The following is a 21,680-nucleotide window of genomic DNA, read 5'->3' as shown; positions in this document are numbered from 1 at the left end:
AGGTTTTCAACCATCCTGTTTTCACAATTCCAAATAAAAACCCGCCCTGTTTGCAAGGCGGGTTTTTGAATTAATATGGGCTATCGTTTATAAAGCTACCTCTGCCAAAACAGGGAAATGATCTGACGGGAACTTACCATGATAAGTGTCTGTTAATATCCCCCAGCGCTTTACATTAAAAGCCGGGCTAACAAAAACGTGGTCAATGATCTCGGTCCCCGGAACAGAGTTCCTGAAACCGTTGAACGAAGCATTATTGGCATAAGGGTGCTCCACTTTGGTATAAGTATCAAACATAATACCTGACGTTGCCACACGCTGATACCAGCTGCTTTCATGCGATCCGTTAAAATCACCAGTGAATATCGCTGGCTCTTTGCCTGCTATGGTTTTAATTTTGTCCAAAATCAGCTTGCTGCTTTCTTCACGGGCCACTTTTCCCTGATGGTCATAATGGGCATTGAAAAAGTAAAACTTCTTTTTGGTTAGTTTATCCTGCAGGTAAACCCATGAGCATATGCGGTTACAGCAGGTAGCATCCCATCCCAATGATGGTTTTTCAGGTGTTTGCGACAACCAGAAATCGCCTTTGTTTAATAATTTAAACCTCTCTTTTTTAAAGAAGATGGCCGAATGTTCGCCGGCATCCTTACCATCATCTCGGCCTAAACCATAGCGTTCATATTGCGGCAAGGCGGCATTGATATCCTGCAGCTGATTCAGCAAACCTTCCTGGGTACCAAAAACGTCGAAATCATGAAAACGAATCAACGATGCGATGATAGGTGCGCGGTTAACCCACATATTACCTGTATCACGCGCGTTTGCATAACGCAGGTTATAAGTGCCCACAATAAGGTTTTGAGCATGGGCATAAAAGGAAAGCAACGTTCCTAAAGCCACCAGCAGGGTGTGTTTTAGTTTCATTTTTTTGTGTTTAAAGTTTTTACCAACCAGGGTTTTGGCCCAGTTTAGGGTTCAGTAATCTATCGGTTTCTGGTATGGGGTAAAGATAAAATTTATCATCCCATTTTTTAGGCACGGTAGTTAACCAGGTTAATTCGCCATAAGTATCATGAGCCAAGCGTTGTGGATTTGGTGTACCACCGCTAATAGTTTCGGCCACGTTAACATAGGTTACTCCTTTTACCGGGTTGGCCGGCATAACTTTATAAAAGCATACATCCAATACACCATCGTCATTCAAATCCATTGGTACATCAAGCGCAGGCACGTAAAAACCATTCCAAACCTGATCCATCAACGGACCGCGTTTCCAGCGTACCAAGTCATAAAACCTGAAGCCTTCAAGTGCCAGTTCAATTCCGCGCTCTCTCCTCACCTCCAGAACAGAAGGATCAGAAATGGCCGGGAAATAATTAGTTTGCAGATACTGATCAATAACAACCGGTTTTGAAGATGTGTTACCGGTTATGCCTGCACGCCTGCGTAAGGCACCAACGGTTTGGTTCCAGTCGCCATCAGTTAATGTACCCAGCTCGGCCTTGGCCTCTGCATAATTTAACAAAATTTCGGCGTAACGGATAAGCGGCATCGAGTTGGTATTCTTTTTACCACCATCTAATGATACATCATCCTGAGTCCATTTCATAGGTTGGTAACCTGTGTAGGTATATGAAAATACAGGCGGTGCTGCTTCGGGTGCTCCGCCGTTTAAGCGCTGGTAGCTACCCATTCTGATGGTTTGCTGCAAACGCATATCCCTGCCTTTTACCTCCTGGTTAAAGGTCATGGTTTGATAACCTGCTTTATTTGTAAAAGGGGTACCATCAATATTAAGATAGGTGTTTACAAAAGTACGGGTTAAACTTACCCTATCGCCATAAGTAGCACTTGTCCAATACCAGTTAGCATCGCTGAATATGCCCAGGGCTGGGTCAACCACCGAGGTCAGAATATCTTCAGAAGCAATCGGTGCCTGTGATATGAATAATTGCCTGTAAGCTTTATCAGAGCCTCCGGCTGTATTCAGGCTAAAGCCGCCTTCGGTCATTACTTTCTGGGCAGCATCAGCAGCCTGGCTAAGTAAAGCATTGACAGAGCCTTGCAACTTATACTCATCATGGTATTTTCTGAATGTACCTTCAAACAAGCATACCCTTGATTTAAAAGCGTAAGCAACATACTTGGTGATCAGACTGCGTGTATTATCATTGGTGGTGATATACTTGCAGGCATAATCCAAATCGGCAATAACGGAGTCAATAACAAGTGTTCTTGAATCGCGGCCATTAAACAGCGCCGGATCATTTATGGCTATAGGCTTACTTATCCATGGAACATCTCCAAAGCGTTTTACTTTATCAAAATAAAACCAGGCCCTGAAAAAGCGGGCTAAACCAATGTAATGCTGGCGCTGAGCAAGTGATATGGCCGGGTTATTACAGTTTTGTATAAAGTAATTAAAGTTGCGCAGATCTCTCCAGTCCCAGCCCGAACTTTGCCTGGCATCAAAAAACCCGGGCCTTAAAAAGTCAGGATAAGAAGTTCTGGCTGCAAAATCGGCAGTAGCATCTGCACGAAATACCGGTATGGTATCGGCATTAGGTAAAATATTATAGAATGAGCTGGTATAAAGTTCCAGACCGCTGATACTGCCAAATACGGCAGCCCCTGTAGCAGTACTTTGCGGAACCTGATCCAGTTTTTTACAACTTACCGCAATACAGCCTATAAGGCAGATGTATAAATAAGTTTTGATTGATTTTATACGTTGGATAAACATATTTAATAGTTTAAAATGTTCAAATTATTGTTTGGCAGTTAAAAGGTTGCTGAGATACCCAGGGTTATGCTTTTTAGTATTGGGTAGTTATTACCATTACCACTGGTACCATCTGTTAAAACCCTGTCAGATCCGTTGATACTTTCCGGGTCAATATCTTTGGTGATCTTATACAAAGGCGACCATGTCCATAAGTTTTCACCTGATACAAATACCCTGGCATCTCCCAATTTTATCCTTTTGATGAGGCTTAAAGGCAGGTGATAACCTAACTGGATATTTTTTAACCGCACATAAGCCGCATTTTGTAAATACTTGGTTTGTGCCTGAGCAAGTTCGTTCGATCCATTCTGCGCAGAATATCCGCGATATCTTGGGAAGTAAGCGTTTGGATTGCTCTCTGACCAGATCTTATCCAGCTGCGATACAGGTATCTTGTTGTACGGGCGGTTGTATTGTCCCCAGAAATAATCGGCTTCCGAACCAGGATACCAGTCACGTTTGCCAACACCCTGGAAAAAGGCCGAGAAGAAAAAGCTGTTCCAGTCGGCATCCATACCAAAACCAAAAGTATAGCGTGGGGTATTGTTACCGATAATTTTACGATCGCCGGGTTTATTTACGGTTTGGTTACCGTAATCAATTACGCCGTCACCATTCAGGTCCTTAAACTTGATATCGCCGGGAAGCAGATCGCTGGCACCAGAGGCTTTAATCAGGTTTTGTTTTGGCGAATTAGCAATATCAGCTGCCGATTTAAAATATCCATCTGTTACAAATCCCCATATCTCGCCTACTTTTTCACCCACATAATAAATCTGATCTGTTAAGCTCTTATTAGGGTCACTCAGGTTTTTATCAGGGTTATTGTATTTGGTAATAGTTGATTGATAATCGGCCAGGGTTGCCCTAAATCCATAATTAAACGGTTTAGCACCTACGTCAAATTTATCTCTCCAGGCAATGGTTACCTCCCAACCCTGAGTTTTCATATCGGCATAGTTACCCTTAGGTACACTTGTACCAAATACCGCAGGCAAGGTATTACCTACGGTAAACATATCTTTGGTTTTGCGGATGTATCCATCGGCACTAACGGTTAAACGGCCACCCAACAAGCCCAAATCCACACCTAAGTTTTGAACGTTTGCAGTTTCCCAGGTTAATCCATCAGGCAATACACCCGGCTGATTGGTGATTTGCGGGCGTACGCCGTTCAAAACACGGTTTGATTGCCTGATGCTGAATTGTTCCTGAAAAGCATATGATTTGATACTTCCGTTCCCTAAAGATCCGTATGATGCCCTGATCTTTAAATCAGAAATAATATTTTTTGACATTGTCCAGAAAGGCTCGTTGGTAACTCTCCATCCTGCAGATACTGAAGGAAAAAATGCGTAGCGCTGATCAGAAGGGAATTTTGAAGAACCATCATAACGACCATCTGCCTCTACCAGATACCTGTCTTTGTACGAATAATTTAAACGATAAAAGCCCCCCATAACCGCCCATCTGTCGTATCCACCAGCGGTAGTGATAGATTGACCAAGAGCCAGGTTAATATCTGTAGCATCAGGGAAAATAAGGCCGTTACGTACCAAATCTAACTTTTTAAATGTCGACTGCTCATAGTTAAAACCTGCCAATGCCTTAAAGTGATGATCCTGGCTCCACTTTGGCTCAAATTCGCCGTATGTATTGGTGGCTACGTATTGGGTACGCTGGTTCAGGTTTTCAAGATCGTTATAGTTGGTACCTACGTACTCAATTACCCCTGGTTTGCGGCTGTAAGGCACTGGTACGCGTTTACGATCTTGGTTATTATCCGTGTTCTGGAAAGTAAAGTCACCTTTTACTCTGAAAACATCATCAAGAAAAGATGCGTTAAAACCTGCCGTATTGCGAAATACCCTGTTATCGAAATTAATACCGTTTTTACCATATACAAAATCGCCTACGGTATAAGCGGCTGAGTAGGTTAAAGTGCCATCCGGGTTAAACATTGGAGCAACAGTATGGCCTTCATCGGCAAGGTTTCTCCAAATACTACCGCCTTCACCAACGTTTAATGGGTTATGGTATTTCATGTTAGAGTAGTCGGCATTGTTATAAATGCGCAACCATGGGAATACCTGCAATGATCCCTTAGCCCTTAAGTTATAAATACTGTAATCGTCAGAATTGTAACGGAATAAACCATCCTGCGCAAAGTACCTTCCGGTAATCAGGAAATCAGACTTGCCGCTGTTACCTGAAATGGCAAGGTTATGCTCTCTTGAGGCATTATGGTTTTTATAAAGTTCTTTATACCAATCCGTATTAGCGTAATACACGTATTCGCCATTCTGGTTAACCTCAACTTTGGGTAAAGAAGGATCGGCATCGCGACGTTTTAATTCGGCCAGGTATTCTGGCGAAAATTTTACCGTTTTATTGATGTTCTGCGGAGTTTGCGAATAGTTGTTGGCCGCTGTCCAGGCTTCGTTAAACATTTTGGCAAACGTGTAACCGTTGGTTACCAGCTGCGGAACGGTAGTAGGGCTTTTGAAGGACTGGTTAAAAGAATAAGTGATACTTGTTTTTTCTTTAGCCGGGCTCTTGGTAGTGATAAGGATAACACCAAAAGCCGCCCTTGCCCCATAGATAGCCGAAGACGATGCATCTTTTAATACCGATACACTGGCCACATCGCTGGGGTTAATACGGCTTGGGTCGCCCTCGACACCGTCAATTAATACCAATGCATTACCTCCCTGACCAATTGATGTTGTACCACGCACGTTAAAGCTGGGCGATTGAATAGGCTTACCATCCAAAGGCACCAGATTAAGGTTGGGGATTACCCCTTGCAAGCCCTGGGTAAGGTTCGGCAACGACCGGTTTTCCAAAACTTTTGAAGTAACCTGATCAACAGCACCAGTAAGGTTTTCTTTTTTCTGTGTACCATAACCTACTACCACCACTTCATTTAAACTACCAGATTCGGCCACCAGGGTTATGTTGCCCAAAGTAATGGTTTCGCCGGCAACAATTTTAACACCGGGTACGCGGTAAGTTTGGTACGAAATAAAACTTACCAGCATGGTATAAACACCCGGATCGGCCTCAATTGAAAATGAACCATCGGGATTTGTCTGGATAGCTTTGTTTATTTCATTAAGCCTTACCGTAGCTCCGGGCAAAGGCTCTCCTTTTTCATCAACAACACGGCCCGATATTTTGCCAAAGGCTATTTTAGCTGAGTTTGATTTTTTATACAGGGTAATAGTACCTTTTATCTCTTCCTTAAAAGCGATATCTGTATTTTGTAATAAAGCTTTGAGAACAACATCTAAACGTTCATCGGTAAAACGACCTTCTTTAACCAGTAGTTTTTGTAAGCCCAGGAAATCCGGATCATAGGCAAACTCCACTTTAGTTTGTTGTTCTATTTTTTTAATAGCATGTGCTAAGGTTTCATTCTTAAAGGCAAGGCTGATTCGTGTTTCAAATATGCCGTTAAGGGCTTCGGCAAACAGCTGGCCTAAACCTGCAAAAAGCAGGCAGAAAACAATAATAGTTGTACGCGTTGCTTTATTCAAGCGACGTGGCTTTTTTTTCATATTTTTGATTACTTAGTGAAATTTATAATGATAACTAAGGCAATAGCTGCTAAGGGTCCAACTTAACACAGCCATTGTATGAAGCCGGATCTGCTGCAGGCCGGCTTTTTCATTTTTTTATTAATTAGTAAATAATTACCTCATTGTTGTTCCTCCTTTTAAAAGTATTTTGATGAACAGAACAGATGATCTTCATGGTTTCATCAAGGGTGTGGGTGGTATTAATATGTAAGTTGTATTTGTAATGTGCAGCCGCTTTGTTTTGGCTGATGAGCTGCGCGCCATACACGTTTTTGATAATCAGTGCAAGCTCATCAAAGTTGGCCTGGTTAAGGATGGTTTGCCCGTTTTTCCAGGATTGGGCCTGACCAGCATCTGATTTATCTACCTGGTATTTCCCGGTAACGATGGCGTAGTTGATCTGCAGGCCAGGGGTTACAACAGCCAGCACTTTAGCTTTGGTGCTAACCTGAACACGTCCGGTTGCTACAGTTACAATTGCTTTATGCAATGTGTTATAAGAATTGATGTTGAACGAAGTTCCTAAAACGCGTGTACTGATTGATTTGGTAAATACGATGAACGGCCTTTTAGGATTTTTTTTAACCGAAAAAAAAGCTTCCCCTTCATCAAGGTAAACGTATCGTTGCTGTTGTTTCTGAAAATGATCACTAATGCGGATATGGCTATTTGCATTGAGCCACACTGCCGAACCATCGGGCAGTTCCACTTTTTTCACCTCGCGGGTGCCGGTATTTATGGATAAATAATTTTCTTGTGCCTGCTTACCTGGCTTGGTAAAATATTTATGAAAGCCAATGAACGCCGCAATACATATGGTTGCCGCAATTGCCGCGTATTTAAAAACAGGAAATAATTTTACGTGCTTTGCCGAACCATGCCAAACATGTTTTATCTTGTCATGCATTTCGGCCTTTAACTGTTGCTCTTTCTGGTAGGATAGTTCTTCGCCCTGCTCGTCAAATGATTGGTACCATACATCAATTAATTCACGTTCATAGTTATCGGCTTCCCGATTTAGATAACGATTGATCAGATATTTGAACTCAGATGGCTTCACAGTTTGTGCTATTTAACCTTATGTTGCACAAACAGGGCCTTACTACTTCTATTTTGAGTTAATCTTTCGTTAACTAATTATTAAGCAGGTAACAGATCAGGATAAAACAGGCCATGTGGCGGTCGGGGTATTCGGCTACCAGTCTTTTTCGCAGCCTTTTAAGCGCTTCGGTAATATTATTTGATACTGTTTGTTCGGCAAGGTTAAGATCGCCGGCAATTTCTTTTACGCTATGATTATCACTTCTGAGCAGAAATGACTGCTGCATGTTATGCGGCATTTCCAAAACTTCATCCGCAATCACCTTCTCCATATCACGATAAGAAGCCAATTCATCCATAGATGAAAAAAGGTTGCGCATGCGTTCAAGCACTTTGTCTAAAACTTTTTGTTTGATACTTTCAGACCGGTAATAATTCAGGATCTGGAGTTTGAGTGCCCCAAATAAAAAACGACTCAGGTCTTCTTTGATGTTGAGTGTATCACGCCTTTTCCAAACATCAATAAGGAGGTTTTGCACCAGGTCTTTTGCAATATCTTCTTCGCCTACACGATTGTATGCCGTTAAATAAAGTTCTTTCCAATATAGTTGGTATAACCTGTCATAAGCGTAGGGTTTACCTTGTTTAAGCAGTAAAACCAGATCCTCACCTTTAACTGACACCTTACTTGAAAACATGCCCAAAAATACGTTCCCAAAGTAAAGAAATGGTTAAGTCTGAAAAATCAAGTATCTTTCAACTGTCTTAATAATGTGGAAATTTTGTCTAAAAAAAGAAAAAGCGGTTAAAACTGATCAGTTTTAACCGCTTTTTTTGAGAAATTCAAATAGTAAAATAACCTATTTTGAATTTTAGTTATCAATACAATTTCCAGTCGGGCCTTTCAAAATGGCAGGTGTACCCATATGGGTTCTTTTGCAGGTAATCCTGGTGTTCTACTTCGGCGTTCCAGAAATCACCCGCCGGAACAACTTCTGTTACTATTTTACCGGGCCATTTACCAGATGCTTCCATTTCTGCAATTAAGGCTTTGGCGGTTTCCTGCTGTGTTTCATCCAGGTAAAAAATAGCTGAACGATACGAGGTACCTATGTCGTTGCCTTGCCTGTTGCGGGTTGTTGGGTCATGTATCTGGAAAAAATACTCAAGCAATCCGCGATAGGATAGTTTTGATGGGTCAAATTCAATTTCTATACCTTCGGCATGTGTACCGTGGTTGCGGTAAGTAGCATTAGGCACGTCACCACCAGTGTATCCAACTACGGTTGAAACAACACCCGGATATTGCCTAAACAATTCCTCCACCCCCCAAAAGCATCCTCCGGCCAAAATGGCTTTTTCAGTATTCATATAGCTTCCTCTTTTTTAATATAATAAAGATAAGGCACAAATAGATGAATCACAAGCATAACACAGGCCCCCACTGCGTATTTTACCTACAGCACACAATTGGTAGTTTGTTGCGGCAATATTCGGTCAGGCGATGCAAAACAGATGCAGATTGAACAATCAAATACACATATAACCTCATTTGTGGTACTATCCAATGCATGTATGGTACTTTTCATTGTAATTGCTTAAATAATTTTTATTTTACCGAACGTTCAGTAAATTTGATTCATGATTTAAATGCATTATTGATGAAAAATACGGTTAGAAGTTTTAACATACTGATTATAAGCAACCATTTAAAAGTATTGCCCGTAGCAGTTAAAAAAAGCTCACCTATTTTAATATGAATAAAGCTGCAGGGCCTGCTAAAATGAGCGCCTGTAAAAACAGGATAGCTCATAATAACAGAACCTTTTATATTTAAACACCTATTATAAGATATGCGAACTCAAAAAGTTGATCCTGAAAATGTAGATATGAAGCTGTTTGAAACCTTCAGCGAGTTGGGGTACGATGGCGCTTCTATGGAGGTGCTTGCCCAGGCAACAGGATTAAAAAAGGCCAGCTTATATCACCGTTTTCCTGATGGAAAAAGGGAAATGGCACAATACGCCCTAAGTATTGTTGAGGGATGGATTCTGCAAAATATTGTTTCGGTATCGGCCAATAAAAATCTGAAACCCGAAAGCAGGCTTAAAAAGGTTATTGCCGCTATTGATGAATTGTACAACGGAGGCGAAAATAACTGTCTGCTCAGAACATTAACCGTAGGCACAGATGCCAACGCATTTAAAGAAAAGGTAAGCAACTGTTTTAACCTGCTGGCCGATGCTTTTATAGATATTGCCATTGATATGGGTTTATCGCCAAAAGCAGCAAAGCAGCAAGCTAAGCTTATAACCCCGTTAATTCAGGGTTCCCTTGTACTGGCCGGTGCTACCGGTGATAAAAGTTATTTTAAAAACAGCCTGGCCCAAATACCTGAATTATTAGCAGCATGATTTAACCAATATCACTCAATGTTATATTAATGACAGCATGAGTGTACTAATTATAAAAACAAACTTTTTAACTTCATTTATTTTACCGAACGTTCGGTAAAATAAAATCAAAACAATTACTAACATAACTTAAAATTCAAACAACATGAAAAATCAAACACAGCATCACTACATTAACATCAATGGAGTGAACATCTTCTATCGTGAAGCAGGGCCAAAAGATGCACCAGTATTGGTATTACTGCATGGCTATCCAAGTTCATCGCACATGTTCAGAAACCTGATCAATGATCTGTCTGACAAATATCATCTGATAGCACCTGATTACCCGGGCTATGGCAGAAGCGAGCAGCCTCCTATTGCCGAATTCTCTTACACTTTTGAAAACTATTCAGTGATAGTGCAGGAAGTGTTGAATCAGCTCAACATCAAAAAATACAGCTTATACCTGATGGATTACGGCGCACCTGTAGGATGGCGCATCGCGTCAAATCATCCTGAAAGAATTGAAACCCTGATTGTTCAAAACGGTTGTGCCTACGATGAAGGCCTGGAAGCTTTCTGGGACCCCATCAAAGCTTACTGGAAAAACAAAAATGATAAAGAAGCCGAAGCTACATTAAGAACATTTCATGATGCCAATGGCTTAAAATGGCAATATACTCATGGTGTGCCCGATGAAAGCGTGATCAGCCCGGATAATTGGGAAATTGACCTGCGCCACCTGGAAAGACCAGAAAACGACCAGATCCAGTTGGATATGTTTTATGATTATCGCACCAATGTTGACCTGTATCCAAAATGGCAGCAATACTTCCGCACCTACAATCCTGAAATGCTGATCGTTTACGGCAAAAACGATTATATTTTCCCGGTTGCCGGTGCCGAGGCTTACAAAAAAGACATCAAAAACCTGGAATATCACCTGTACGATGCCGGTCACTTTGCTTTAGAAAGCAACGGTATTGAAATTGCCGATACTATAAGGCAATTCCTTGATAAAAAAACAGGAAAATAACATCACCATAAAAACCTGTTATTGATACTTTGTTATCAATGACAGGTTTTTAGCATTTTTAATACCTTTACTAAAACATTTAAGCCTGCACTGAGTACCTGCTATGGATAGCAACACGCATAAAATATATATGGATCGTTGTCTTGAGTTGGCTTCGATAGCGGCGGCACAGGGAGAAAGCGCGGTAGGCAGCGTAATTGTACATAACGGTGAAATTATAGGCGAGGGCTACGAAAAAAGCCGCCAGTTTAAAGATGTTACCCGCCATGCCGAAGTAGTGGCCATTTTAGATGCCGTTCAAAAACATGGTACATGTGAGGGAGCAACATTATATTCAAATGCAGAACCTTGTATACTTTGCTCATACGTTATAAGGCATAACAAAATTGCTTCGGTAGTATTTAGCAGATATTGCGGGGAGTTGGGCGGCACAAGCGAAAAATTCAACATACTTACTACTAACGGTATCAGTAGCTGGGCACCCGCCCCTGCCGTTCATTTTTACACTGAATAAACATCCCGCTTTGTCACATTTATACTTCATTTTCCTGCACTTAATGCTCTGTTAATATCAGTGGGGTATGTTGCCTGCCGAAATGTATTACCCACTAAAATTTATGTTATTCAAAAGAAAAATGAGCCCGTTTATCAGCAGGGCCTTCGCCGGATTGATTGTTATCATGACGGCTTGCATAAGCAGCAACGCGCAGGAGCAATCAAAGCACAAAAGCCCCTGGGAACCTACAGAATTAGGTATACTACCACCCGTTGCCAGCCTTAGCAACGGTGTATGGCTAAAAGGCGAACTTCACCTGCACTCCAGCCATAGTAAAGAATCGTCTAACAACCCGGTTTCAAAAATAATTGCCTTTTCAAAGTCTGTAGGTATGGATTACATCTGTATCACTGATCATGATAACCACGTTGATGGCGATGTTGCACACAATACCTGGACAGATCCTGATTTCAAATCAGATGATTCACTCCTGTTGCTTTATGGTGCCGAGTGGACAACCACCCGAGGCCACGGTAACGTATTTTCGGCACAGCCATATGATCATCAACGGTTGTATGACGTTCGTGATCAGCGCGACGTAGTTGTAGGGGCAGTTAAAAAAGAGCTTGGTGTTCACCTTTCAGCCAATCACCCCAGTGGAAAAGATCATTTCGGATATTCTTACGATATGGTTAACTCTATTGAAGTGTGGAACTCTGCGGTATGGCCTAAAAATGCCAATGCCATTATGATATGGGATGATATGCTTTCATCGGGCCGTAAACTTACTGGCCGCGGCGGGAGCGATGCTCACCACGGCGTTCCCGACAGCCCTGATAAGGCAACCAAAAACAGCTACCAGACTAAAGCCAATTATGTGGGCACCCCAACTACATGGGTATATGCAACGGCACGTACTTCGCAGGCTATTATTGACGCGCTTACCAACGGCCGTGTTTGTGTAAGCTCAAACCCTTATGCCCCTCGTGTTGAATTTTATGCAGATATTAACCAGGATGGCAGAATGGATATGATGATGGGCGACAATATTAAAGCCACCGGTAAACCCGTAAAGTTCCGTGTGCAGATAACAGGTAACACCGTTGCCGACGCAACATATACCGTTAATGTTGTTAAAGATGGCAACCCCTTTGGTACTTTTAAAGCTACCGGTAAAGCACCAACTGTTGAATTTACCGATACGCCGGCAACAATTGGCCGCAGCTATTACCGTGTTACTGTAGAAGGCCCCCCTACAGCCTATCCACAAGTTCCTGAATCGGCTGCATTGAGTGGTAATATGGTTGGCTTATCAAATCCTATTTACTTCAATTTCGATCCGAATTTTTAACCTCTGAATAAAATTAAGAACATGAACGCCCTGCAATCCTCCGTTGCAGGGCGTTTATTTTTGAAATATCCCCGCTTAGCTAAAATTTCGTACTTGATTAATCCATTTGCAAAAATATCAGTCAAACAAAGCAGCAGTTATTCACAGTAAGACCATACCTGCGTTTTTACTTATTTAATATGCCACTTTTAGGTTAAAAAAAGTTAAATAAATGACTGTGTGTCAACTTTGCTTACATACATGCGCATAGTTTTTGCTTATTTTTGCTATATATAATTTAAAGTCATGCAAAGGAAATTAATAATCATTGCCAGCTTGCTCATCAGTAGTTTTTATAGCGGGGTTGTACATGCCCAGCAAACCGCCAAACTGGCTCCAGATCAAAACCCAAGGTATCTGGAAAGCGAGTATAAATATGTCAGGAATGCAGACACTTTGAACAGCCTGCATGGCACTACAATTCAAAATACATATAAGGCTTATGACTGGTATGAGGCCAAATTGGAGCGTCGCCAGCAAAACCGCGAGTGGAGGCACCAGGAGCGTCTGAACGGATATGATTATTCGCCATCATGGAGCCTTTATGGTGGCTATTCATACCCATATAGCAGCTTTGGCTATGGTTGGGGTGGTGGTTACGGAAACCGCTGGGGCGGTTGGGGCGGCGGCCGCTGGGGAGGCCGGGCCAGCATTGGTATTGGCTATGGCTGGTAACAATTTACACCTAATACAATCTAAAACATCATAAAAACCACACGAACAAACACAAATGAAATTAAATAAACTCGTAACAATAGCTGCAATTGCAGTTTCAGGGATGCTTATTGCATCATGCTCAAGGCAGGTTACCCGCGTAAGCACAGACGAAACCATAGATATCAGCGGAAACTGGAATAACAGCGACTCCAGAATGGTTGCTGCCGACCTAACAGACAAAATATTAAACGCCGGCTGGATAAACACCCATCAGGAAGAACATCAGGGCAAAAAACCTGTGGTTATTGTAGGCTTTGTTCAAAATAAAAGCCACGAGCATATTGATGCCGAAACATTTGTGAAAGATGTAGAAAGCGCGTTTATTCAAACTCAAAAAGTTCGTTTGGTACAGGGCGGCAAAAAACGTGAAGAACTGCGTGCTGAGAAAGCAGATCAGCAAACCAATGCTACTGTTTCAAGTATGAAAAAATTTGGTTTGGAAAGCGGTGCCGATTACATACTGCAGGGCTCTATCAATTCTATAGTTGATGCGCACAAACGTCAAAAAGTGGTTTATTACCAGGTAAACCTGGAGCTTACCAATATCCAAACCAATGAAGTAGTTTGGATTGGAGAAAAGAAAATAGCCAAGTACGTTAAAAACTGATCCAGCATTTTTCATTGCCCTGAACCTTGCAACCCATTGTTCGGGGCAATTTATATTTCATAATGATAAATATTCGCAGGTATATTCTCCAGGCATCATCTGTAATAGGATTGATGCTTTTTTTGTTGGGCTGTGCATCTTATAACGACCGCATTATTCCGTATTATAAAAATATTTCGGCCGGAAACTATAAGGCGGCAGAAACCGAGCTCGACAAAAACAGCCTGCTGCAAAAGCCGCGTAACCAACTGCTTTTTTTGATGGAAAAAGGTCGTGTGGCCCATCTGAACGGAGAATATAACAACAGTAACAAATATTTTAATGAGGCAGATTCCCTGCTTGAGCAAGGCCTGACAAGCACCGCCGACGAAGCTGTTGGTGTGCTGCTGAACCCAATGTCGCAAAGGTATAAAGGTGAGGATTTTGAAAAATTCATGATCCACTACTACAAGGCTCTCAATTATCTGTACCTGAACAATACTGAAGATGCTATAGTTGAAGCCAGGCGCATCACCCTGCAAGCTCAGGAGCAGGGCGATAAATTCAACAATAAGGATAAACGCTACAGTAATGACGCGTTTTCGCTTATGCTGCAAGGCATGCTTTATGAAAGCAATAATGATATTAACAACGCCTTTATTTCATATCGTAACGCTGCCGAAATATATTTGAAGACTCCTGATAAAACTTATTATGGCACGCCCATGCCATTAGGCTTACAGCAGGATGTGATCCGTACGGCATCGTTGAATGGCTTTACAACCGAGGCCGACCAGTTTGAAAAAACGTTTGGCATCGCCTATCAACCTCAAAAACCAAGTGAAGGCGGCGACCTGATATTCTTTTGGGAAAATGGCCTTGCCCCGGTTAAAACACAGGTCGATCTGTTTTTTAGCCTGATCAGGAATAGCGATGGCGATCTGTTTTTTACCGATGCGGCAGGTGGCCTGGTGCTTCCCTTCTATTACAATGGTGATAGAAATAGGGTTAACACGAAATCGGTAGAGAGTTTGCGTGTGGCCTGGCCAAAATACGTGGCACAAACTCCTTATTTTTCGAGCGCTGTAATTACCGCCAACCAAACCCAGATACCACTGCAAAAAGCAGAAGATATCAATGAACTGGCCTTTAAAACACTGCAACAACGCACGCTGAACGAAATGGGCAAAGTATTGAGCCGACTGGCTACTAAAAAAATCGCGGAGTACGCCTTACGCGCAAGTGCCAAAAGCGGCGACGGTAAAAACAATTCATTGTTAGAGGGTCTTGGTTATGGGGTACAGCTGTATAGTTTACTATCTGAAAAGGCCGATACCCGTAACTGGCAAACCTTACCTGCCAGCATTTCCTATGCCCGCATCCCATTGCAAAAAGGCGAAAACCAGATTACCATTACCATGAAAAACGCCCGCGGTGTTGATGAAACCAAAACCATAAAAATAAACGGCACCGGGAGATTGCAATTCTTTAATTATTCAACTTTAAGGTAATTCAGTATAGTTAGCCCTACGCCATTGTTGGTATTCTGAAGATTTTCAATTCCCTCCTTGGGGAGGGGCGCGTTGTAATTGTGCAGTGGCAGGGAGGGGTTTATGCGGCTTTTTAAAAATCCCATTGACGAAACCCCTCCCTACACCCTCCCGGGGGAGGGAATCGCACAGCCCTCGCTTTTAAATTCATTTTAATTCATGTAAGTGGCCGCTGTCCGAAGTCTCCAACTCCGGACTTTTATGCTTCTAATCTCAAGACTACCGTGTCTGTATTTAGCATTAGCTATTAAACTCTTATATTTATGTATCAAACCCCCATCAACATAAATATAACGCCATGGCCCAGAACAAAACAACTGAAAACACAGGCAGCGTCACTGATTTTCTGAATGCTGTAGCTGATGATACCAAACGTACCGACAGTTTTAAACTGGTGGAGATCATGGAAGAGCAAACCGGATACAAAGCCAAAATGTGGGGCCCGGCAATTGTGGGTTTTGGCAGTTATCATTATAAGTATGAAAGCGGCCGCGAAGGCGATGCACCCATGGTTGGTTTTTCTCCCCGTAAAGCCGAAATTTCAATTTACCTGATGCAAAACCCCGAAGAACGGGAGGCACTGCTTGCCAATCTGGGTAAATACAAAACCGACGGAGGATGCATCCGCATTAAGAAGCTACAGGATATTAATACAGATGTGCTGCGCAACATAGCCACCGCTTCCGTAAAATACCTGAAAGAGAAATATCCGGCCTGAACACCCTCTATTCCTCTTGCAGCTATACGGTTTTTAAACAACCTGCTCAATTACTTGTTAAGCAGGCATGAAACATCAACACCGGCCCTACCAACCCATTGAAAATTATGGCATTATCGGCAACCTGAAAACGGTGGCGCTGGTATCGCTCACAGGGTCAATTGATTTTATGTCGTTCCCCCGGTTTGATTCTCCAACCATATTCGCGGCCTTGCTTGATGCCAACATAGGCGGTTACTTTTCTGTGGAGCCGCAAATGAAAAACTATAAAAGCAAGCAACTATATTTACCAGGCACGGCTGTTCTGCTTACCCGCTTTTTTTCGGACGAGGGTATTGCCGAGATCATTGATTATATGCCTATGAATAAGGCAAACGAAAATTCCTCCAGCGCTATCGTTCGTAAAATAAAAACCATAAGGGGTAATATCTCTTTTAAAATGTACTGCTCTCCACGGTTTGATTATGCAAAAGCCAAACACAAAAGCAAATTAAGCGGCAACCACATACAATTTTCATCAATAGATGATGGCAATGCCAGCGTAAGACTCATTGCCGATATACCCTTACAACTAAAAAACAAAGATGCTTATGCCGAATTTACTGTGCCCGAAAATGAGGTTGTACACATTGTTCTTGAATCGATAGAAGAGGGAGACGAACACCGTTTTCAGGATATTAAGCATTACGCCAAAAACACTTACACCGAAACTATAAACGATTGGCGGCATTGGCTGCTTAAATCAACCTACTCAGGCAGGTGGAGCGAGCTGGTACAACGTTCGGTTATTACCTTAAAACTGCTTACCGCCTGCCAGTATGGTTCGGTTGTGGCAGCGGCAACATTCGGCTTGCCCGAAACTTTGCGGGGCAACCGCAATTGGGACTACCGCTTTACCTGGATCAGGGATGCAGCCTTTACCATGTATGCATTTTTACGCTTAGGGATGACCGATGAGGCTACCGACTTCCTGCAATGGATCTTTGATCTGTGCAAGGAAAATAAACTGCAGCTTATTTATGGCATTGATGGCAGTACCGAAATAAAAGAAACAACGCTTGATCATTTAGAGGGATATCAAAAATCAAAGCCTGTGCGCATTGGCAATGCCGCAGTTGATCAGCTGCAGGTTGATATTTACGGCGAGTTAATTGATACTATTTACATCTACAATAAATCGTACAAACCCATTACTTACGAGTTTTGGTCGATGATTTGCCAGCTGGTTGACGCGGTGATCAGGGACTGGCAACTGGCCGATCATGGCATATGGGAAATAAGAAGCGAAAAGCGCGAGTTTTTACACACCCGTTTAATGTGCTGGGTAGCCATGGATCGGGCCATAAAAATAGCGAACGATCGATCGTTCCCCTATCCTGTTTTAAAATGGCAGCAGGTAAGGGATGATATTTATAACGACATCTATCACAACTTCTGGAACGAGGACATCAAGGCCTGGGTTCAGTACAAAGGCGCTAAAGTGGTAGATGCCAGTGTGCTGCTGATGCCCTTAACTCATTATATTTCACCATTGGAACCCCGGTGGCTGTTAACCATGGAAGCCATTGATAAAACACTAAGGCTTGATGTGCTACTTTACCGTTATCAAAACGCGACGGAAAAAGTTGACGGACTTGATGGCGAAGAGGGAACCTTCAATATGTGTTCGTTCTGGTATATTGAGGCACTGGCTAAAAGCGGAAAAATTGGCCAGGCTGTTGAATACTTTGAAAAAATGATTGGCTATGGTAATCATCTTGGGCTTTTCAGTGAAGAACTGGGCAAAAAAGGAGAACATCTCGGCAATTTTCCACAGGCATTTACACACCTGGCGCTTATCAGCGCGGCGCTGGAACTGGATAAGCAAATAAGCCGCAGGGTTTAGTACCCAAAATTTTATAAATAGCAGACAAAATTTTATAAAACATATAGCGTGTAATAGCTTAGTTTTGTTTTCAATGAAAAAGGCAGCCATTTTAAGTATAGCAGCATTTTATCTGTTACTCACAACAGGGATGTTTGTGTGCCTTATACATTGTGCCGGCGAAAGCATTTTTCAACCTAAAATGGCTATGCAGGCCATGAATCATGCTGATGACCATCATGGTAAACACCAGCATAACACCAAAGACAAAGATTGCGATTGCTGCAAAAAGCATGGCAATTATGTAATTAAAGAAAACATAAAACCTGCTGCTGTTGATTTTCAAGGCCCTCAGTTAGCCACAATAAGCCCTTTGTTTACTTATACCGCTACAGCAGCTTGTTTTTCTTCTGCAAGTTTGCCCGAATTAAAATATGGAAAGGCTCCGCCAGGGCTGTCGGGTAAATTCATTTCTATAAAACTACGCTCACTCCAGATCTGATCATAAACACCGCTGCCTGTGCAGCCGGATAGTTACTGGTATTTTTATGCTGCTTTAGCATACCGGTAGCATTAAATATACTTTATTGCTAATTTGATGTTATACATCAATACTTAAAATTTAAAATCTTTTTAAAATAAAATCCATGAAAACGTTAAAAACATTCATCATATTATTAACCGTATTTGTTTCTTTTTCAAGCGCTAAGGCCCAGGACAAATCTGCAACCGCTGCAGTAAATAATGTATTAACTGCTTACCTTGATGTTAAAAATGCCTTAACAGCCGATAATACCGCGGCCACAAAAACGAAAGCTAAAGATCTGGTAGCCGCCATTAATGTCGTGCCGATGGATAAGCTAACCGCCGACCAGCATAAAGCCTGGATGACCTACAGCGAAAAGCTACAGTTTGACAGTCGCCATATCAGCGAAAGCGATGCCATTGACCACCAGCGCGAGCATTTTACCAGCCTATCCAAAAACATGTATGAGCTTATTAAAACTTTAAAGCTGAACACATCAACTGTTTACGAGCAATATTGCCCCATGAAAAAAGCCACCTGGTTAAGTGAAAGCAATGCCGTTAAAAACCCATATTATGGTAAACAAATGCTTACCTGCGGTAAAACAACGGAAACACTGGCTCCGGCAGCTAAGTAATAGCAAGGCAATGAAAAAGCTTTTTTTAATAGCTATTAATGTATTGCTATCGGCAATGGCCTTTGGCCAGCATCATATGGTTATGCAAACAGATAAAGGGACTGCAACCCAACGGCAGCCCTTTTACACCAAAATTGGTAACAGGGAAATATATCACTTGTACATTGGCGATACTACTGTAAACTACACCGGTAAATCGAGGCCTGCTATGGCCATCAATGGCTCCATCCCTGCACCTACCCTCACTTTTACCGAGGGTGATACTGCCGAGATCTATGTGCATAATAATATGATGATGGAAACCTCCATTCACTGGCATGGCTTAATATTGCCCAACCGGTACGATGGGGTATCTTATTTAACCACTTCGCCTATAAAGGCGGGTGAAACACATCAATATAAATTCCCGCTGGTGCAGCATGGTACTTACTGGTATCATTCGCACACCATGACACAGCAGCAAAGCGGTATGTATGGGGCCTTTATCATCAATCCAAAACAAACTTCGCAGGTAAAGGATTATACCCTATTACTCAGCGATTGGACCGATGAAAACCCCGACCAGGTTCAACGTTTGCTCCACAATGCCAGTGACTGGTTTGCCATAAAAAAAGGAAGTACCCAAAATTATCTGGAAGCTATTAAGGCCGGTCATTTTAAAACCAAAGTGGCTGCTGAATGGAAAAGGATGCCTGCAATGGATGTAAGCGATGTGTTCTACAATCGGTTTTTTAGCAATGGTCAGACTCAAAATGCCGCGCCACAGTTTAAAGCAGGCGATAAGGTAAGGCTGCATGTGGTTAATGGCAGCTCATCTACCTATTTCTGGCTCAATTACGCGGGCGGCAAGATCAGCGTGGTGGCCAATGATGGCGAGGATACAGAACCTGTTCAGGTTGACAGACTGATTATTGCCGTTGCCGAAACTTATGATGTGGAGGTTACCATCCCTAAAGATGGCAGCTACGAGTTTTTGGCTACGCCCGAAGACAGGACCAATTTCACATCCCTATGGCTTGGCTCCGGAACCCAGCATAAGGCTGTTCATCTGCCTAAACTCAAATATTTTGAGGGCATGAAAATGATGAATGACATGATGGATATGAATGGCAACATGAAGGAAATGGATGGCATGGTGATGAATAACCAGGTGATGGACATGAACACCGTGATGTACCCTGAAATTACCGGAGATGCAGAAAAACCAGCCGCTAAAAAAGATGATCATGCAGCTAAAATGGATCACCAAATGGATGATATGAAGATGAATAACATGCCGGGTATGAACATGGGAGATGGTGCACAGGCTGATATTGTTACCCTTAATTATGGTATGCTCAAATCAACCAGGGTTACTACGCTGCCTGCAGGCCCAACCAAAGTGTTAAAGTTTGATTTAACCGGAAACATGAATCGCTACGTGTGGACCATTAACAACAAAACGGTTTCGGAATCGGACAAGATACTGATCAGGAACGGCGAGAACGTGCGAATCATACTTTACAATAACACCATGATGCGCCATCCTATGCACCTGCATGGCCATTATTTTAGGGTGCTGAACGGCCAGGGCGAATACTCGCCATTAAAGAACACGCTGGATATTATGCCGATGGAAAGGGATACCATTGAGTTTAGAGCCACAGAAAGCGGCGATTGGTTTTTCCACTGCCATATTTTGTACCACATGATGAGCGGTATGGGGCGCATATTCAGTTATGAAAACTCGCCGGCCAGTCCCGAGATCCCTGATCCAGCGGCGGCCATCAAAAAAATATATGCTGATGACCAGCACTTTTATGCTTCGGCAAAAGTAGGGTTGGAAAGCAACGGCAGCGATGGTACAGCAGCCATTGCCAACACCCGCTGGAAATTATCGACCTTGTGGCACCTTGGCTTACATGATCATGATGGCTATGAAAGCGAAACCATGGTTGGCCGCTACTTTGGGCAAACCCAATGGCTGTATGCCTATGGAGGTTTCGACTATCACTATAAAAAGGAAAGCGGGCAGGAAAAGAACTTGTTCGGACAGATCAGTAATAAGAATAACCGTAAAACGGTGGTTGCCGGGTTGGCCTATACTCTGCCCATGCTGGTTGTGGCCGATGCCCGTGTGGACGGTAACGGCAAGTTAAGATTTCAAATAAGCCGTGATGATGTGCCGGTTACCAGTCGCCTGCGTTTTACATTTATGGGTAATACCGATAAGGAATACTCGGCAGGTTTAAGGTACATTGTTACCCGCAACTTTGCCTTCTCCACCCATTACGATAGCGATATGGGCTTAGGTGGCGGCCTAACGCTTACTTATTAAACTATAGGCTGTGCTTTTATTAGCCAGCCTATAGTTT

18 protein-coding genes are annotated in these 21,680 nt (G+C 42.5%); 12 read left to right on the top strand and 6 right to left on the bottom strand.

Annotation, left to right across the window (positions count from 1 at the left end):
- Positions 1-87: 87 nt before the first annotated feature.
- The 6 genes from QWZ01_RS24210 to msrA all read right to left on the bottom strand — a co-directional run bounded on the left by QWZ01_RS24210 (position 88) and on the right by msrA (position 8,781).
- On the bottom strand, positions 88-927 hold the full coding sequence (locus QWZ01_RS24210) for an endonuclease/exonuclease/phosphatase family protein (RefSeq protein WP_290328026.1): 840 nt from the start codon (positions 925-927) through the stop codon (positions 88-90).
- Positions 928-946: 19 nt separating this feature from the next.
- Entirely contained in the window at positions 947-2,746 is a 1,800-nt protein-coding gene (locus QWZ01_RS24205) for a RagB/SusD family nutrient uptake outer membrane protein (protein WP_290328022.1), read from the bottom strand.
- A 38-nt stretch (positions 2,747-2,784) separates the two neighbouring features.
- Entirely contained in the window at positions 2,785-6,348 is a 3,564-nt protein-coding gene (locus QWZ01_RS24200; protein WP_290328020.1) for a SusC/RagA family TonB-linked outer membrane protein, read from the bottom strand.
- Between the two features lie 124 nt (positions 6,349-6,472).
- Positions 6,473-7,429 carry a FecR family protein gene (locus QWZ01_RS24195; RefSeq protein ID WP_290328017.1) on the bottom strand — a complete coding sequence of 319 codons (957 nt, stop codon included), beginning with the start codon at positions 7,427-7,429 and terminating at the stop codon, positions 6,473-6,475.
- A gap of 73 nt (positions 7,430-7,502) precedes the next feature.
- Positions 7,503-8,108 carry an RNA polymerase sigma factor gene (locus tag QWZ01_RS24190; protein WP_290328014.1) on the bottom strand — a complete coding sequence of 202 codons (606 nt, stop codon included), beginning with the start codon at positions 8,106-8,108 and terminating at the stop codon, positions 7,503-7,505.
- A 181-nt stretch (positions 8,109-8,289) separates the two neighbouring features.
- Positions 8,290-8,781, bottom strand: coding sequence for a peptide-methionine (S)-S-oxide reductase MsrA (msrA, locus tag QWZ01_RS24185; RefSeq protein WP_290328011.1), 492 nt, complete (start codon positions 8,779-8,781; stop codon positions 8,290-8,292).
- A 482-nt stretch (positions 8,782-9,263) separates the two neighbouring features.
- Here msrA and QWZ01_RS24180 point away from each other — a divergent pair, with 482 nt between their 5' ends.
- The 12 genes from QWZ01_RS24180 to QWZ01_RS24125 all read left to right on the top strand — a co-directional run bounded on the left by QWZ01_RS24180 (position 9,264) and on the right by QWZ01_RS24125 (position 21,643).
- The gene (locus QWZ01_RS24180) at positions 9,264-9,824 is read left to right on the top strand and encodes a TetR/AcrR family transcriptional regulator (protein ID WP_290328009.1); all 561 of its coding nucleotides are present in this window, start codon (positions 9,264-9,266) and stop codon (positions 9,822-9,824) included.
- Between the two features lie 145 nt (positions 9,825-9,969).
- Entirely contained in the window at positions 9,970-10,842 is an 873-nt protein-coding gene (locus tag QWZ01_RS24175) for an alpha/beta fold hydrolase (protein WP_290328007.1), read from the top strand.
- Between the two features lie 103 nt (positions 10,843-10,945).
- Positions 10,946-11,356, top strand: a complete 411-nt coding sequence (locus tag QWZ01_RS24170; RefSeq protein ID WP_290328005.1) for a nucleoside deaminase — start codon at positions 10,946-10,948, stop codon at positions 11,354-11,356.
- Positions 11,357-11,459: 103 nt separating this feature from the next.
- Positions 11,460-12,689 carry a CehA/McbA family metallohydrolase gene (locus tag QWZ01_RS24165; RefSeq protein WP_290328003.1) on the top strand — a complete coding sequence of 410 codons (1,230 nt, stop codon included), beginning with the start codon at positions 11,460-11,462 and terminating at the stop codon, positions 12,687-12,689.
- Between the two features lie 285 nt (positions 12,690-12,974).
- Positions 12,975-13,403, top strand: a complete 429-nt coding sequence (locus QWZ01_RS24160; RefSeq protein WP_290328001.1) for a hypothetical protein — start codon at positions 12,975-12,977, stop codon at positions 13,401-13,403.
- Positions 13,404-13,458: 55 nt separating this feature from the next.
- Positions 13,459-14,052: a penicillin-binding protein activator LpoB gene (locus QWZ01_RS24155; protein ID WP_290327999.1), complete on the top strand. Its 594-nt coding sequence runs from the start codon at positions 13,459-13,461 to the stop codon at positions 14,050-14,052.
- Positions 14,053-14,114: 62 nt separating this feature from the next.
- The gene (locus QWZ01_RS24150) at positions 14,115-15,542 is read left to right on the top strand and encodes a COG3014 family protein (RefSeq protein WP_290327997.1); all 1,428 of its coding nucleotides are present in this window, start codon (positions 14,115-14,117) and stop codon (positions 15,540-15,542) included.
- Positions 15,543-15,879: 337 nt separating this feature from the next.
- Positions 15,880-16,299, top strand: a complete 420-nt coding sequence (locus tag QWZ01_RS24145) for a DUF1801 domain-containing protein (protein ID WP_290327995.1) — start codon at positions 15,880-15,882, stop codon at positions 16,297-16,299.
- 67 nt (positions 16,300-16,366) lie between these two features.
- Positions 16,367-18,184: a glycoside hydrolase family 15 protein gene (locus QWZ01_RS24140; RefSeq protein ID WP_290327993.1), complete on the top strand. Its 1,818-nt coding sequence runs from the start codon at positions 16,367-16,369 to the stop codon at positions 18,182-18,184.
- A 73-nt stretch (positions 18,185-18,257) separates the two neighbouring features.
- Entirely contained in the window at positions 18,258-18,665 is a 408-nt protein-coding gene (locus tag QWZ01_RS24135) for an HYC_CC_PP family protein (RefSeq protein ID WP_290327992.1), read from the top strand.
- A gap of 145 nt (positions 18,666-18,810) precedes the next feature.
- On the top strand, positions 18,811-19,326 hold the full coding sequence (locus tag QWZ01_RS24130; RefSeq protein ID WP_290327990.1) for a DUF3347 domain-containing protein: 516 nt from the start codon (positions 18,811-18,813) through the stop codon (positions 19,324-19,326).
- 10 nt (positions 19,327-19,336) lie between these two features.
- On the top strand, positions 19,337-21,643 hold the full coding sequence (locus QWZ01_RS24125) for a multicopper oxidase domain-containing protein (protein WP_290327988.1): 2,307 nt from the start codon (positions 19,337-19,339) through the stop codon (positions 21,641-21,643).
- Positions 21,644-21,680: the final 37 nt, after the last annotated feature.

Origin of the sequence: Mucilaginibacter aquaedulcis, from assembly GCF_030409325.1 — a bacterium.
Lineage (GTDB): Bacteria > Bacteroidota > Bacteroidia > Sphingobacteriales > Sphingobacteriaceae > Mucilaginibacter > Mucilaginibacter aquaedulcis.
This window is presented reverse-complemented; position numbering and strand designations above follow the sequence as displayed.

Coding starts and splice junctions, on each gene's coding strand:
- QWZ01_RS24180 (WP_290328009.1), top strand. CDS start 9,264: ATGCGAACTCAAAAAGTTGATCCTGAAAATGTAGATATGAAGCTGTTT.
- QWZ01_RS24210 (WP_290328026.1), bottom strand. CDS start 927: ATGAAACTAAAACACACCCTGCTGGTGGCTTTAGGAACGTTGCTTTCC.
- QWZ01_RS24165 (WP_290328003.1), top strand. CDS start 11,460: ATGTTATTCAAAAGAAAAATGAGCCCGTTTATCAGCAGGGCCTTCGCC.
- QWZ01_RS24140 (WP_290327993.1), top strand. CDS start 16,367: ATGAAACATCAACACCGGCCCTACCAACCCATTGAAAATTATGGCATT.
- QWZ01_RS24205 (WP_290328022.1), bottom strand. CDS start 2,746: ATGTTTATCCAACGTATAAAATCAATCAAAACTTATTTATACATCTGC.
- QWZ01_RS24190 (WP_290328014.1), bottom strand. CDS start 8,108: ATGTTTTCAAGTAAGGTGTCAGTTAAAGGTGAGGATCTGGTTTTACTG.
- QWZ01_RS24170 (WP_290328005.1), top strand. CDS start 10,946: ATGGATAGCAACACGCATAAAATATATATGGATCGTTGTCTTGAGTTG.
- msrA (WP_290328011.1), bottom strand. CDS start 8,781: ATGAATACTGAAAAAGCCATTTTGGCCGGAGGATGCTTTTGGGGGGTG.
- QWZ01_RS24160 (WP_290328001.1), top strand. CDS start 12,975: ATGCAAAGGAAATTAATAATCATTGCCAGCTTGCTCATCAGTAGTTTT.
- QWZ01_RS24200 (WP_290328020.1), bottom strand. CDS start 6,348: ATGAAAAAAAAGCCACGTCGCTTGAATAAAGCAACGCGTACAACTATT.
- QWZ01_RS24130 (WP_290327990.1), top strand. CDS start 18,811: ATGAAAACGTTAAAAACATTCATCATATTATTAACCGTATTTGTTTCT.
- QWZ01_RS24175 (WP_290328007.1), top strand. CDS start 9,970: ATGAAAAATCAAACACAGCATCACTACATTAACATCAATGGAGTGAAC.
- QWZ01_RS24125 (WP_290327988.1), top strand. CDS start 19,337: ATGAAAAAGCTTTTTTTAATAGCTATTAATGTATTGCTATCGGCAATG.
- QWZ01_RS24155 (WP_290327999.1), top strand. CDS start 13,459: ATGAAATTAAATAAACTCGTAACAATAGCTGCAATTGCAGTTTCAGGG.
- QWZ01_RS24135 (WP_290327992.1), top strand. CDS start 18,258: ATGAAAAAGGCAGCCATTTTAAGTATAGCAGCATTTTATCTGTTACTC.
- QWZ01_RS24145 (WP_290327995.1), top strand. CDS start 15,880: ATGGCCCAGAACAAAACAACTGAAAACACAGGCAGCGTCACTGATTTT.
- QWZ01_RS24150 (WP_290327997.1), top strand. CDS start 14,115: ATGATAAATATTCGCAGGTATATTCTCCAGGCATCATCTGTAATAGGA.